The sequence below is a fragment of the Kitasatospora sp. NPDC057936 genome (genome assembly GCF_042887525.1).
GTDB lineage: Bacteria > Actinomycetota > Actinomycetes > Streptomycetales > Streptomycetaceae > Kitasatospora.
Window position 1 is genome coordinate 30059 of the sequence record NZ_JBHVPD010000095.1, and the last position, 12823, is coordinate 42881.

The following is a 12823-nucleotide window of genomic DNA, read 5'->3' on the forward strand; positions in this document are numbered from 1 at the left end:
GGGGACACCTGGCCGGCGGGGTGGTTGGTGTCGGCGGCGGGACTTCGCGTGCTCCCGGGGCGGTAAGCCCCGCCCGTCGCCCGTCGCCCGTCGCCCGTCGCCCGTCGCCCGTCGCCCGTCGCCCGATCGGCCCCCGGCGCCCGCTCAGGCCGCCCCGAAGCGCCACACCGCGTGCTCCAGGGCGCCCGGGTCGTGCCCGAGCAGGGCGGCGGCCTCCTCGTAGGCCGTGCGCAGCGGCCCGTAGCGCAGGTCGGTGAGGCCGGCGCCGGCGGCGAAGGTGCGCAGGTGGACGTCCACGGCGACCCCGGGGCGGCCGACGAGGCCCCCGAGGTAGTCCGCGGTCTTGGGGCCGACGCCGCGCACGGTGCGCAGGGCGGCCCGGTGGGCGGGCTCGCCGAGCCAGGCGTGCAGGTCCGCGCGGGTGTCGACGCCGTGGGCGGCCAGCAGGCGGGCGAGGGCATGGGCGACGGCGACGCGGGCGGGACTGGCGAAGTCCATCGCCGCGGCGAGGTCCTCGCGCTCCAGCCGGGCCAGGAACCCGGTCACGGTGGTGGCGTCCGGCCACCTCTCCTGCAGCCGTACGATCCTCGGCCGGACCACCGCCTCGTAGCGCCGCCGCGCCTGGAAGGCGGCGTCACAGATCACCGCACCCATGTGGGACCAGCCGCCGGGTGCGGCGAACGGACCGTCACCGAGCACCTCCCGTATCCGGTCGGCGAGTTGACGGGCGGGCGCGGCGCACTCGGGTTCGTCCATGGCCACGATCATCCCCGATCCCCAACGTCCCTGCTGCGGCGCGGCGTTCGTCCGTACCGGCACCGATCGGGAGCGGGCTCCCGCTCTTGAGCGGGTGCGGCGGCGGTGCTTCACTGTGCGGATGATCGGCGAGGCGGAGATGACGGACCTGTTCGGCGAGATGCTCAGCCGACACCGGGTGGACACCCGGGCGCGGTGGCACAACGCCGTGTGGGCGCTGGTGGTGGCCGTGCCCACCGGCTGGCTCGGGCTGTGGGCGCTGCTGCTCACCGTGGACGACGGCCGCTCGCGCGGCGGCCGGGTGATCGGGCTGGTGATCGGCCTGTCCCTGGGCGCGCTGTACGTCGCCGTGACGCAGGCCTGGCGCGCGCTGCGGGGCGGGGCGGGGGAGTACTTCGAGGTCCGCGAGCGCGGCCTCGTCCACGGCTCGCGGCGTGGCGCGGTGGGCTGGGAGTGGGACCAGGTCGTGTCGATCACGATCCCCGGCACCCCGAGGATCCAGGGCCTTGCCCGCCGGCTGGGTAATGACTACCGCTGCCGCCTTGCCCTTGACGGCGGCGCCCGCCTGCACATCGACGGGCACGCCGCCGGGGCCTCCGGCCTGGGCCGGGCCGTGCTGCAGCACAGCCCGGACGCGCGGCGGCTGGCCGGGGACGAGTGGCAGGAGAAGGCGGGCGGCTGGTTCCTGGGCGGGGCGCTGGCGTTCCTGGCGGTGGGCGTCGCGATGGTCACCTACCTCGCGAGCCACGCGGACACCACCCGCAGGGTCACCGACGCGAACGGGATGGTCAGCGAGGAGACCGTGCAGGGCGTCAGTGACGGCGTGATCATGGCGGTCGGGCTGAGCCTGCCGGTGTGCGCGGTCGGCGCGATCACGTGCATCGTGCTGTACGTCCGGTACCGGAGGTACCGCCCGCGCTGACCCCCCACCCGGGCTTCCCCCGGCCACCTGCCGGACCACGGACAACGGACCGCGGACAACGCACAGAGACCGCTCGCCCCTGTCGGGGCCGGGCGGTCTCTGCTGCTCGGGCGGGCCCATGCGCCAACACGGCCCGCTGCCGGTGTTCCCGAAATGTGTTGGAGTGAACAGCGCCCCCGGGCTCCGGACCCGCGGGTCCGGACGACGCCGCTGCAAATCGTCACATCCGGCCAGGGTGGCCTACAAGGGGATGTTGCACGAAAGCGCATCAATTATCGGTTTCAACACTTCGGCCTGCGCGTTCGTGACCGAGATCGTCCGGGACTGCGGGCAGGGGGCGGGACGCGGTCGCATCAATCTGCGCGACGTTCACCGAACCGATTGGGAATCACCCATACGCCTGACAGAGTGTTACCTCGCACGGGCCCTTCCGGTGACGCCAACCACGGGAAGACGTCCGGCTGTTGGAGTGACAGTGCTATAGGAGGTCTCGTCGATGACGAGGAAACGGAAGAAGCGCACCCCGGCCCGATGCGTCGCCGACGCCGCCACCCCGCCGCGCCCGCGGCAGACCGTGAGGCGGTCCGTGCGGCAGTCCGTACGGCGCCCCTGGCGGCCCCGGCGGCCGTGGGGGACCGGACCCGTCGAGACGGTCGTGATCGTGGTGGTCGTGACCGTGGTCGTCGCCGCGGCGGCCGTCCTGGTGGAGGCCGGCCTGTCGGCCCAGGCCGCGCTCGAACTGGCCACCGGCGGGCTGCTGCTGGGACTCAGGCTCCGGCGGGAGCGGGCCTAGAGAAACGCCCGCGAGAAACGTCTGCGAGAGACCCCCGCGATGGGACGCAGAGAGAAACCGGTCGCGGCGAGTGACCCGGCACTGGGCCGGCTGGCCGCGTGGCTGCGCGAGCAGCGCGAACGGGCCGGGCTGACGTACCGACAGCTCGCCGCCCGCACCAACTACCATCCCACCACCCTGCAACGGGCCGCCGGCGGGCGGACCGTGCCCAACTGGACGGTCGTCGAGGCCTTCACCCGCGAATGCGGCGGGGACCCCAAGGCCGCCCGCCGCAAATGGGCGCAGGCCAACTACTGGGCGCACGTGCCGCGCCCGTCGGGCCCCCAGCGCCGCAGGGCGCCCAGACCCCTGCACCCCGAACAGGTCGACTCCTTCGCCGACCTGCGCCGCGCGATGCACGAGATGCGGCGCAAGGCCGACTGGCCGCCCCTGGAGGAACTGGACCGCCGGGCCCGGGCCAGGGGCGCGCGCCTGCCCTCCAGCACCCTGGCCCTGGTCCTCAAGGGCGAGGCGCCGCTGCACAAGTCGGTGTTCCGCACCTACATGGAGGTCTGCGGGGTCCGCGAGACCCGCCGGGAACTGTGGGCGACGGCCTGGGACCGGGCGGCCATCGCCCGCACCCCGGTCTCCGTCAACCCCCGCACCTACCAGCGGGAGTTCACCCGCGCCATGCGCAACTCCAGCGGAGGCATCTCCACCGAGAACCTGCTCAAGCTGTGGGTCACGCTGCGCAACAGCCACGCCGCGGACCGGGCCGAGGACACCGGGGACAGCCCACCGGTGCTCGTGTGACCGGGGCCCGCGGCCGGGACACCCACCAGGAAACCCCCGGCCGCGGGCCCGACCCGCCCGCGCCACCACGGGAACACTCATGCCAATACGACGCACTCCCGCCGCCGTCACCGCCCCCGCGCCCGCCCTGGGCCTGTGGGCGCTGCACGACCTCCACCGCCGGCACTACCTCGCCTACGCCGCCCTGCTGCTCTCCCCGGCCGAGGCCCAACTCGCCGTCCAGGGCGCCTTCGAGGACCTCGCCGGGCGCTGGCTGGAGGCCCTCGCCACCGCGAGCCCGGCAGCCTGCGCCTGGCAGGCGGTCCGCGACCGCGTCTGCACCCTGGCCGGCCCCCGCACGCTCGGCCCCGTCGCCCACCTCACCGCACCCCAGCAGGACGTCCTGCTGCTTCACCTCGCCCTCGACCTGCCCGCCGACCGGATCGCCGCCCTCACGGGCACCGAACCGGCCGCCGTGCACGTCCGGTTGCGTTCGCTGGCGTCGGCGCGGAGGCCGGGGTGAGGGGCGGGTGCCCGACAACTCCGCTGCAGGCACGGCAGGTTGGTCCGGTCCGTGGCGGTCCATGGCGGTCCGTTCCGGTGGCGACGGCGAAACAGGTGCCACAGCCCCCCGGCCGCCGCCGTGATCGGCGCGACGGCTACGGCAGCGGGGCGTTCGGCCGCGCCGTGCGGGCGTACGTGCGCACGGCCGCGACGGCCGGGGAGGTGGTGTAGACGCGGGCGAGGTCGACGAGGCGGTCGGCCTCCGACTCCAGGGCGGCGCACGGCGGTTCGGCGGGCGGGACGGCCAGCGGGGCGGCAGGGGTGGGCAGGGCGCCGGCGGCCGCCCGTTCCAGGGCGGCGGCCAGCGCGGCCGCCTCCGCGGTCGCCGCGACGAGGGCGGCGGGCGGCGGGAAGCGGCGGGCGGCGGCGGTGAGCCACTGCGGGGTGCGCGGGTCGAGGTGGTGGCGCAGGATCAGGCGCGCGTCGTGGATCTCGATGATCCGCCGGTACAGGGCGAACTGCGGGTCGCGCGGCGGCAGCAGCCGCCGGGGCAGCAGCCGGTGGGCGGGCACGAGCGCGATCTGCGGCAGCACGGTGTGCAGTTCGGTCCACAGCGGGGTCAGCGCCCGGTAGCGCCGGTGGGCCCGCAGCCACCCGCGGACGGGCGTCAGCACGGCCGGCCACAGCGTGGTCGACAGGCCCGCGGCCAGCAGCGCCGCGCACAGCAGCCCGAGAACGGCGGAGGCGCTGTCCTCGCCCGCGCTCTGGGCGCCGCTGGTGGCCGCGTCCACGACGTCGTCGATGCCCCAGGCGTCCCAGACCAGGCCCACGGCCAGTCCGAGGGTGAGCAGGTGCAGCCCGGTGCGCCGGTGCCCGCGGGCGGTGGCGCGCGCCCGGCGGGCGACCTGGCGCAGCAGCGCGGTGAGGCAGTACGCGATGTACAGGGTGCGCAGCCCGTTGTACGCGGCCAGGTAGGGCCGTCCGGCGGGGGCGACGGTGAGGTCGCCGGTGGTCACGTCCGGGTCGGCGGCCGTGATGAGCACCGCGCACAGCGCCAGGACCGTTCCCAGGACGCCGAGTTGGCGCCGCACGGCGGTCCGGGCGGGCTCGCCGGAGGCCAGCGCGACGGTGAGCAGGGCGATCGCGCCGGTCGCGCACAGGTGCAGGGCGTCGCCGAGCAGGACGGGCAGCAGCGCGGGGGAGGCGAGCAGGCCCGCCAGGCTCAGCAGCCGCGCCGCGCCGGTGACGGTGGGCGGCGCGAGCAGCAGCAGGGCCGCGCCGAGGAAGGCGGTGCAGTAGCAGGTGTAGCGGGTGGAGGCGCCCAGCCCGGCCCACCCGCCGCGGGCGCCGTCGCGCGGGCTGCGCGCGTTGCGGGCTGCGCGGGTGCTGCGCGCCAGGTGGTAGGCGTTGAGGGCGAAGAACGCGGCGACGGGGTAGAGCGCGAGCTCGCTCACGGCCGCCCGCCCCCGCCCCTGCCCGTGCCCCCGCCCTCGGAACCGCCCTCGGAACCGGTGTCGAAGCCAGTACGGAAGCCAGCGCGTAAGCCGGGGCCGGCGCCGGAGGGCGGCGGCGCCGACAGCAGCGTGTCCAGCGCCGGCGTCGAGCCCGGGCGGGCCGCCGCCGCGTCGGCCTTCGCCGCCCGGCTGAGGATCAGCGACGCCAGCAGCTCCGCCTCGCGCTCCTGCGGCTCGTCGTACCCGGTGCGCCCCAGCACCCGCTGGACCAGCGCGGGGGACAGGTGCGGCAGCAGCGCCTGCGAGGACACCGGCGTGATCGGCGCCGAACCGGCGTGGTCGAACAGCAGGTGCGCGATCTCGTGCACCAGGATGTGCCGGCGGTGCAGCGGGCTGGTGTCCGCCGCGTACAGGATGTAGTCCGCCTCCGCGGTGGACACCAGCAGTCCGCACGGCAGGTTCGGGCGCGCGGCGACCGGCACCAGCTCGATGGGCCGCCCGCGCCGGCCGGCGAGCCGGTCCAGGAGCACGGCGGGGTCGAACGGCGCCGGCAGGTCCAGCTCCTGCGCCATCCGCCGGCACCGCCGCAGTACCGACCGGTAACCCCACGCACCCCGCACGGTGTGTCCTCCTCGCCCTCCGGCCCCCGGCCGGTCGTTCCCCGCGGCCCGCCGTCGGCGGCCGCGCCCCGCGCCCCCGGGTGCGGCCCCGGTCCGTCGCCGTGACTCGTCCCCGCATGAGTCGAGTCGCCCGGACGTCTCCCGGGGTTCCGCGGACTTCGTCACGGACTCGTCCCGAAGACGCCCGCCGCCCGACGCCCGCTGCCCGGGCCCGCCGGGGCGAGACCTTCAGGGACGCGTCACGACGAGGCCGGGCGGCGGGCGGAGTCCCGGCGGGCGATGACATCGATCAGCTCGCTGACCGTGTCCAGGCCCTCCGGCGAGAGGTTGACCGCCCGCAGCGCGAGGCTGCGCACGCCCGCGTCGCGCAGCGCGCCGAGCAGGGCGAGCTCCTTGGCGATCTCGGCGCCCTGGCGCTCGTCGAAGAAGTAGGCGGGCGGCACCTGGAAGAAGTGGGCGAGCGCCTCCAGGTGACGCTTGGTCGGGTTGTCCCGGCGCCCGGTGCGCAGCTGCCACAGGTAGGTGGTGGAGAAGGACTCCCCGGTCGCCTCGCGGCAGGCCCGGGCGACCTCCTCGTTGGTGTACTGCTCGCGGTCCGGCCGGCGGACCGTCTGGAACAGCGCCTCGATCCTGGCCGCGAGCCCCGACGTCTCGACCGGCCCGTCCTCGCGGGGCGATTCCGCCATGGCAACCCCTCTCCCGCCCGTGACCTCCGCGCCGCAGCCTGGGTGAACGGAGGAGACCCTGCGCGATCACCATAGCTCAAGGGGATGAGCCCGGGTGGATGCGGTGCGCCAACTCTTCCATGCCAGTTGACCGGTGGAGCGGCGAGTGCCATCCTGGCCGACTGACCGCCGGCCCCGGGAGGTTCGTGAACAACGCCGCGCACAACACCGCCGACAACCCCGCCGACGACCCCGCGGGCACCGGCCCGCGCACCAGCCGCGCCACCGGCCCGCACACCAGCCGCCCGCACGCGGCCGCCACCGACGCCACCGACGGCCCGATCGGCCCGAACGGCACGGCGACCGTCCGCCTCGGCTTCCTGTGGCGCGGAGCGGGCTGGGCCCTCGGCACCCTCACCGGCCTGCTGCTGGCCATCGTCCTCGCCGAGAGCGGCACCGTCGACCGCCTCGGCGTACCCCCGTCCCTGCTACTCGTCACCGCCGCCGCCCTCGCCGTCGCGCTGGCCGCCCCCCGCACCTTCCGGCTGCGCGCCGACGAGCAGGGACTCACCCTCACCCGCATCCTGCTGAGCCGCCGCTACCGCTGGCAGGACGTCACCGGCCTCGAAATGGACTTCGGCGAGGACTCCGAGAGCGCCGCCCCCCGCCTCGCGCTGCGCCTGCGCCTGGCCACCACCCGCCGCACAGGCTGCGGACCGGCCCTCGGTACCCTCCCCACCACCTGCGACCGCCGCCCGCGCGGCACCGAACCGCCCGAACTCGCCGACCTGTTCACCCTCCTCGACCGCCACGGGGTACGCCTCGACGCCCCCCACTACGCCGCCCTCGTCCTCTCCGCCCACGGCCGGCCCCCGCTGGGCCGCCACTGAACGCGGCACCACTGAACGCGGCACCGCTGAACGTGCCACCGGTGAACCTGCCGCCGCTGAACGCGGCGCCCGCCCGCGCCCGTTGACGCAGGCAGGAGCGCGCCGGCCCGCGGCGCGCGAGAGGCCAGGGGGCTGCCGTCATGCTCACCTTCCACGGCGCGTGGCGCATCACCGTCCTCACCCGCGACGCCGACTTCGAACAGCGCGCCGTCGTCCGCGGCCCCCACGGCACCCGCGTCATCCCCGGCCGCCCCGGCGCCACCCTGGAAGTCGACGAGGACACCTGGACGCTCGCCCTGGAACACCTGGCCTGGGGCCGCACCTGGGAACCCAACGTGCGCACCACCCCCGGCCCGCTCACCGACCACGCCGGACTGCGCGGCCGGCTGCTCACCAGCAGCGACCGCCACTTCCCCGGCAAGCCCCTGGACTACGCCAACTTCGTGCTGCGCCTGGAGCAGCCCACCACGACCCTGCGCACGCCCCGCCTGCACGGCACCCCCATGACGCCCGCCATCCCCGCCACCCCGCGGGCGATCCGCACCACGTCCTCCGCCCCCACGTACGGGCCCTCCGCCGGCCGCCCGGCCCAGACCCCCGCCAAACCGGCCGCCGCCGCCGACGGACACGGCCGCCCGCAGCCCTGGGGATAGCCACCCTCGCCCGGCTCCGCGGCACCGGCCGCACCCCCCTCCCGCCGGCAGGACGGCGCCGTCCCCGGAGCACCTCGGGCCGCAGCCGATGGGTGCGTCCGTCGAGTAGCCTCACACCCGAGGGAGAGGAGCCGGCCGTGAGTCAGCCCGCACCCAACGGGGGTGAGGTAGTCCCGCGCCCGGAGAAGACCCCGGCCGCGCTCAAGGCCGCTCTGGCGGTGGTTGCCGCGGACCGGCTACAGGAGATGGTCGAGGGGCAGAGCCGGGCGATGGCCGAGGCCATCGACTCCGGCAGCGTCCAGCCGCTTCGCAATTTCGTGGACCACTGGGCCGCCGTCGTCGAGATCGAGCGGTTCCCGGGGACCTCGCAGGCCTACCACCGGGCGAACTACCTCGCCAACCACGCAGGAACCGTCGCCGAGTGCCGTAGGCGCGCCATCGAGGTCGCCGAGATCTACCGGACCGCCTACGCGGCGGTGACCGGATGACCTGGAGCCGGGAGTATCTCCCCAGCGAGGAGCGGGTGATCGGCGGTGCGCCCGCGGACGTCGCTGCCGTGGAGCACCGGGCTGCCGAACTCGTCCGCGCAGCCGAGGCGCTCTACCTGGACGGTGCCGGCGACGAGGGCGGCGGTGAGCCCATGCGCCACCTGGACGTCGCCGGCGGTTTCATGACCTACTACGTGGTTCCCCGTCTGGAACTCGTGGCGATCTGCCAGGCGACCCCACCTGTCGCCTGATGGCCCTGGACTCCTTTGCGCAAGTCCGCCCGGGACGCCTGGATCCGCCTGCCTTGACGGCACGGCGGAAATGTGACGCAGGCCACCCGGAAAGGGTGACATGCTGTTGTCGCGGACGGTCGCGACCATCGAGGCATGACGATCACCGCGATGACCACGACGACTGCCACCACCCCCGCTCTCACCGCTCTCACCGACGAGGACTGCCTCGCCGAGACCCACGCCTTCAACGCCCAGTTCGAGGCCGCCGCCGCTACCCGCCCCTCCCGCTCCACCACCCCCGACGCCGCCACCCTCGCCCGCCTGCGCGCCAACCGCCTCGGCGGCGACACCCCGCCCGTGCGACTGCCGCAGGCGCAGGAGCGGATCCTCCCCGGCGGGGTCGGCGTGCGGGCGTTCGTCCCCGGGCACGTCGACGGCGTCTACCTCCACATCCACGGCGGCGCCTGGGCGTTCGGCTCCGCCGACGGTCAGGACGAACGGCTGTGGAACCTCGCCCGGCACACCCGCCTCGCCGTCCTCAGCGTCGACTACCGCCTCGCCCCCGAACACCCCTTCCCCGCCGGACCCGACGACTGCGAAACCGCCGCCCGCTGGCTCGTCGACCACGCCGAGACCGAGTTCGGCACCCGGCGCCTGATGATCGGCGGCGAATCCGCCGGCGCCCACCTCAGTGTCCTGACCCTGCTGCGCCTGCGCGACCGCCACGGCGTCACCGGCGCGTTCCGCGCCGCCAACCTCGTCTACGGCCCCTACGACCTGTCGATGACCTCCAGCCAGCGCCTCTTCGGCTCCCGGCAACTGCTCAGCAACACCGAATCCCTCCGAGGAAGTTACGAGCTCTGCACCCCCGGCCTGGACGCCGAACGGCGCCGCGACCCGGGCATCTCCCCGCTCTTCGCCGACCTCACCGGCCTGCCGCCCGCCCGCATCGTCGTCGGCACCGAGGACCCCCTCCTCGACGACTCGCTCTTCCTCGCCACCCGCTGGCAGGCCGCCGGCGCACCTGCCCACCTCGGCGTCGTCGCCGGCGCGATGCACGGCTTCACCCTGTTCCCGCTCACCATCACCGAACGCGAACAGCAGCGCGAGCGCGACTTCCTGGCCGGTGTGTGACGGCCCCGACGGTAGCGTCGGCGCCGTGAACCGCACCCCGCGCCTCTACGCACTCGTCGAAGAACTGCGCGCCGCGGCGCCGCGACCCCTGACGGTCGCGGCGCTCGCCGCCCGGTTCGAGATCAGCACCCGCACCGTGCAACGCGACCTCCAGGCCCTCATGGACGCCGGCGTCCCCGTGCGCGCCACCACCGGACGCGGCGGCGGCTGGTCGATCGACCGGGCCATGACCCTGCCCCCGATCCGCTTCACCACCGACGAGGCCTCCGCCCTGGTCGCCGCCCTCGCCGCCGCCGACCCCGGCGCCCCCTACGCCGGCGCCGCCCGCACCGCCTCCCAGAAGCTCGCCGCCACCATCACCGGCCCCGCCGCGACCGCCGCCCGCGACCTCGCCGCCCGCATCGTCGCCCTGCCCGCCGCCCGCACCGGACAACCGGTCCGCACCGCCGTCGAACGGGCCCTCACGGACGCCACCGTGCTGCGGCTGTCCTACGCCGACGCGGCCGGCAGGACCACCGAACGCGAGGTGGAACCCGCCGGACTGCTCACCGCCGGCGGCAACTGGTACCTCATCGCCTGGTGCCGCACCCGCCACGCCGGCCGCGGCTTCCGCCTCGACCGCATCACCGCCGCCACCCCCACCACCGAACCGGCCCCGCCCCACGCCCTGGCCGACCTCCTGGCCGGCTCCGCCGCCGCCGGCGCACTCCCCCCGGCGGCCCTGGACCCGCTGCGGTCGGGGCAGTGAGGGCCGCCTTCGCCCGGTGGCGGAGCGTGCGACCATCCTCTGATGAGGAACCCCGGTGCTGCGTTTCGCAGGCGACTGCTCGTCGAGTCGCTGACCGTGGTGGCGGCCGACCCCTCGGCCCAACGTGCCTGGATCGACGGGCACGGTGTCGTGACGGACGAGATCGCCCTGGACTTCGACCACGCCTTCCGCATGGTCGGGGGCCTGACCGAGGACGACGGCGTCAGCCCTGCGGTACTTCCCGACCTGCGGGCGATCGACGCGGTCTTCGCCGGGATGAGCGGTGCGGGGAACACGCACCGGTGGAGCATGGACGCCCTGGAGACCGATCCCGGCTGGGGCGAAGCCCGGGACCTGGCCCGCCGGGTCCTCGCCGACATGCCGGGGGAGTGGCGCCTGCCGATGCCGGAGAACTGCGTCATCCGCTGACGGACGGCCCCGCAGCCCCGGGGCACGGGCGCGGGTCGGCCGGCTCGCCCCGTTGTCGGTGCCCGCGCCTAGGGTGAGCCGCATGAACCACGTCGACCTGCGCCGTCTCCTCGCCGACTGCCCCGATCTGCCGCCGGGCCGCGTCGTCGGCGCCGACGAGGTGCCCGCGATGTGGGTCGGCGACGCCGCGCCGGCGCCCGGGCTGTGGGAGACGCTGCACCGCGCCCACCCGCGCACCGGACTGTGGCCGCTGCTGCTCGCCCCGCTCGACCGCTCGGCGGACTTCCGCCCCTGGCTGTCGGGCGAACTGAGCCCGCCCGCCGTGACCGACCCCGCCCGGCACGACCCGCACGAGCTCCTGCGCACCTGGTGGGACGGCCTGGGCCCGGAAGAGGAAGAGGGAGAGGACGAGGAAGAGGAACTCGGCGCGGTCCTGGCCCCGTTCGGCCGTACCTGGCCCGGTGCGGCGCCCTCGACCCCGGTCCCGGCCACCGACGCCGACGAGTGCGCCCGCATCCGCGCCTCGGTCCTGGAGAGCGCGCCGAACCTGCGGATCGGCCTGGTCGCGGCCCCCGGCGGTGCGGCGGCCCTGGCCGCCTGCGGCTGGACGGGCCCGGCCAACCACGCCGGCACCGGCCGGATCGCGGCCGTCCTCGCCGACTGGGAACACCGCTTCGGCATACGCGTCGTCCGCGCGGGCTTCGACACCCTGGAACTGAGCGTCCCGGCCCCGCCCACGACACGGGAAGCGGCCCTGCGAGTGGCCGCCGAACACGTGGCACTCTGCCCCGACCAGGTCTTCCAGGGCACCGGCAGCCTCACCGCCTACGCCGACCTGCTCGTGGGCTCGCACGAGTGGATGTTCTGGTGGGACTGAGCATCGCGTAGGAAGTCGGCATGCCCGACTTCCTACGCTGGGGGCGGCGCCTGACGACCAATGGCAGGGCGCAACCGGAACCAGTAGTAGGGCCCGTCGACCGGGGAGCGGGCACCGGCAACGAACCGCAGCTCACCCACGAGCCGCCGTGCGCCCGCCGGCACCTGACGGTGCGACGCCAGCAGCAGGGTCAGTTCGTCGTAGCGGACGTCGACCCCGCCATGGCCGGGATGACTCTGCACCCCGGCCGTCCCGGCCAGGTAACGCCCGTCCCACCCGGCATCGGAGCTTGGTCCCGCCGGGGGCGCGTACGCTCGGCTGCGTGCCCCGTCATCCGAGGAATCCCCGCCGCCTGGTCGCCGACGGGCGTGCGTACCTGTGGACCCTGCGCCACAGTCACCGCGCGCCCGGCGACGGCGGGCGGGGGGACTGCTGTGCGACCGTCACCCTGCACCCCCAGCCGGCCGGCACCGGCGGCCCGCTGCGGATCGTCTTCACGGAGGGCCCGGGCCGGTACGTGGGCGGGGCCCCGCTGGGGTCCGGGGACGTGGGGTTCGTGCGGGGCGGCTCGCTGAACCTGCACGAACCGGGCGCCGTCCGGGCCCTGCTCGACGAGGCCGCGGCCCGGGGGTGGCACCCCGGTGAGCGGGCGGCGGAGCTCGACGGCTGGTCCCTGCTGGAGGCGGCAGCCGCCGCGCAAGCCGGGCCCGCCGGGGCCACCGCGCCCGCCGCGCAAGCCGCGCCCGCCGCGACCACCGGACCCGCAGGACGGTAGGAGTCGGTGGCATGGCCTAGGTTCTGTACGGCGGATCATCGTCGGAGCCAGAGTCGGATTGATGCGACGGTGACGGTGCCGTGGAAGACGTAGGCGCGCTTGTCGTATCTG

Annotated in this window: 17 protein-coding genes; 13 read left to right on the forward strand and 4 right to left on the reverse strand. The window is 75.4% G+C overall.

Going from position 1 to position 12823, the window contains the following annotated elements:
- Positions 1 to 144: 144 nt before the first annotated feature.
- On the reverse strand, positions 145 to 756 hold the full coding sequence (locus tag ACFVU9_RS36095) for a hypothetical protein (RefSeq protein WP_387600907.1): 612 nt from the start codon (positions 754 to 756) through the stop codon (positions 145 to 147).
- A 121-nt stretch (positions 757 to 877) separates the two neighbouring features.
- Between ACFVU9_RS36095 and ACFVU9_RS36100 the strand changes: the two genes are divergently transcribed.
- The 4 genes from ACFVU9_RS36100 to ACFVU9_RS36115 all read left to right on the forward strand — a co-directional run bounded on the left by ACFVU9_RS36100 (position 878) and on the right by ACFVU9_RS36115 (position 3765).
- Positions 878 to 1678, forward strand: coding sequence for a hypothetical protein (locus tag ACFVU9_RS36100; RefSeq protein WP_380441268.1), 801 nt, complete (start codon positions 878 to 880; stop codon positions 1676 to 1678).
- 496 nt (positions 1679 to 2174) lie between these two features.
- Positions 2175 to 2471 (forward strand): hypothetical protein, encoded by a 297-nt coding sequence (locus ACFVU9_RS36105; RefSeq protein ID WP_387600910.1) that lies wholly within the window; start codon positions 2175 to 2177, stop codon positions 2469 to 2471.
- A gap of 39 nt (positions 2472 to 2510) precedes the next feature.
- Positions 2511 to 3263: a helix-turn-helix domain-containing protein gene (locus tag ACFVU9_RS36110; protein WP_380441272.1), complete on the forward strand. Its 753-nt coding sequence runs from the start codon at positions 2511 to 2513 to the stop codon at positions 3261 to 3263.
- 79 nt (positions 3264 to 3342) lie between these two features.
- Positions 3343 to 3765: a hypothetical protein gene (locus ACFVU9_RS36115; RefSeq protein ID WP_380497862.1), complete on the forward strand. Its 423-nt coding sequence runs from the start codon at positions 3343 to 3345 to the stop codon at positions 3763 to 3765.
- A 136-nt stretch (positions 3766 to 3901) separates the two neighbouring features.
- Here ACFVU9_RS36115 and ACFVU9_RS36120 read toward each other — a convergent pair whose 3' ends face one another.
- From ACFVU9_RS36120 to ACFVU9_RS36130, 3 genes are all read right to left on the reverse strand, one after another.
- Complete coding sequence (locus ACFVU9_RS36120; RefSeq protein WP_387600913.1) at positions 3902 to 5200, reverse strand: MAB_1171c family putative transporter; 1299 nt, start codon at positions 5198 to 5200, stop codon at positions 3902 to 3904.
- Positions 5197 to 5772, reverse strand: coding sequence for a ParH-like protein (locus ACFVU9_RS36125; RefSeq protein ID WP_387600916.1), 576 nt, complete (start codon positions 5770 to 5772; stop codon positions 5197 to 5199). Before ACFVU9_RS36125 ends, ACFVU9_RS36120 begins: the two co-directional genes overlap by 4 nt.
- 287 nt (positions 5773 to 6059) lie before the next feature.
- Positions 6060 to 6506, reverse strand: coding sequence for an XRE family transcriptional regulator (locus tag ACFVU9_RS36130; RefSeq protein ID WP_329924585.1), 447 nt, complete (start codon positions 6504 to 6506; stop codon positions 6060 to 6062).
- A 185-nt stretch (positions 6507 to 6691) separates the two neighbouring features.
- Here ACFVU9_RS36130 and ACFVU9_RS36135 point away from each other — a divergent pair, with 185 nt between their 5' ends.
- The 9 genes from ACFVU9_RS36135 to ACFVU9_RS36175 all read left to right on the forward strand — a co-directional run bounded on the left by ACFVU9_RS36135 (position 6692) and on the right by ACFVU9_RS36175 (position 12712).
- A complete protein-coding gene (locus ACFVU9_RS36135; RefSeq protein ID WP_387600919.1) occupies positions 6692 to 7375 on the forward strand; it encodes a PH domain-containing protein in 684 nt (227 codons plus the stop codon).
- A gap of 140 nt (positions 7376 to 7515) precedes the next feature.
- On the forward strand, positions 7516 to 8028 hold the full coding sequence (locus ACFVU9_RS36140) for a hypothetical protein (RefSeq protein ID WP_380441282.1): 513 nt from the start codon (positions 7516 to 7518) through the stop codon (positions 8026 to 8028).
- Positions 8029 to 8165: 137 nt separating this feature from the next.
- The gene (locus ACFVU9_RS36145) at positions 8166 to 8516 is read left to right on the forward strand and encodes a hypothetical protein (protein WP_380502322.1); all 351 of its coding nucleotides are present in this window, start codon (positions 8166 to 8168) and stop codon (positions 8514 to 8516) included.
- Complete coding sequence (locus tag ACFVU9_RS36150) at positions 8513 to 8767, forward strand: hypothetical protein (protein ID WP_380441286.1); 255 nt, start codon at positions 8513 to 8515, stop codon at positions 8765 to 8767. The genes ACFVU9_RS36145 and ACFVU9_RS36150 overlap by 4 nt, the downstream gene beginning before the upstream one ends.
- 135 nt (positions 8768 to 8902) lie before the next feature.
- The gene (locus ACFVU9_RS36155; protein ID WP_387600924.1) at positions 8903 to 9883 is read left to right on the forward strand and encodes an alpha/beta hydrolase; all 981 of its coding nucleotides are present in this window, start codon (positions 8903 to 8905) and stop codon (positions 9881 to 9883) included.
- 25 nt (positions 9884 to 9908) lie between these two features.
- Entirely contained in the window at positions 9909 to 10631 is a 723-nt protein-coding gene (locus tag ACFVU9_RS36160; RefSeq protein ID WP_380441290.1) for a helix-turn-helix transcriptional regulator, read from the forward strand.
- Between the two features lie 42 nt (positions 10632 to 10673).
- On the forward strand, positions 10674 to 11060 hold the full coding sequence (locus ACFVU9_RS36165; protein ID WP_387600927.1) for a hypothetical protein: 387 nt from the start codon (positions 10674 to 10676) through the stop codon (positions 11058 to 11060).
- Between the two features lie 82 nt (positions 11061 to 11142).
- Positions 11143 to 11937: a DUF4253 domain-containing protein gene (locus ACFVU9_RS36170; protein ID WP_387600930.1), complete on the forward strand. Its 795-nt coding sequence runs from the start codon at positions 11143 to 11145 to the stop codon at positions 11935 to 11937.
- Between the two features lie 322 nt (positions 11938 to 12259).
- Positions 12260 to 12712: a hypothetical protein gene (locus ACFVU9_RS36175; protein WP_387600932.1), complete on the forward strand. Its 453-nt coding sequence runs from the start codon at positions 12260 to 12262 to the stop codon at positions 12710 to 12712.
- The last annotated feature ends 111 nt before the right edge of the window (positions 12713 to 12823 follow it).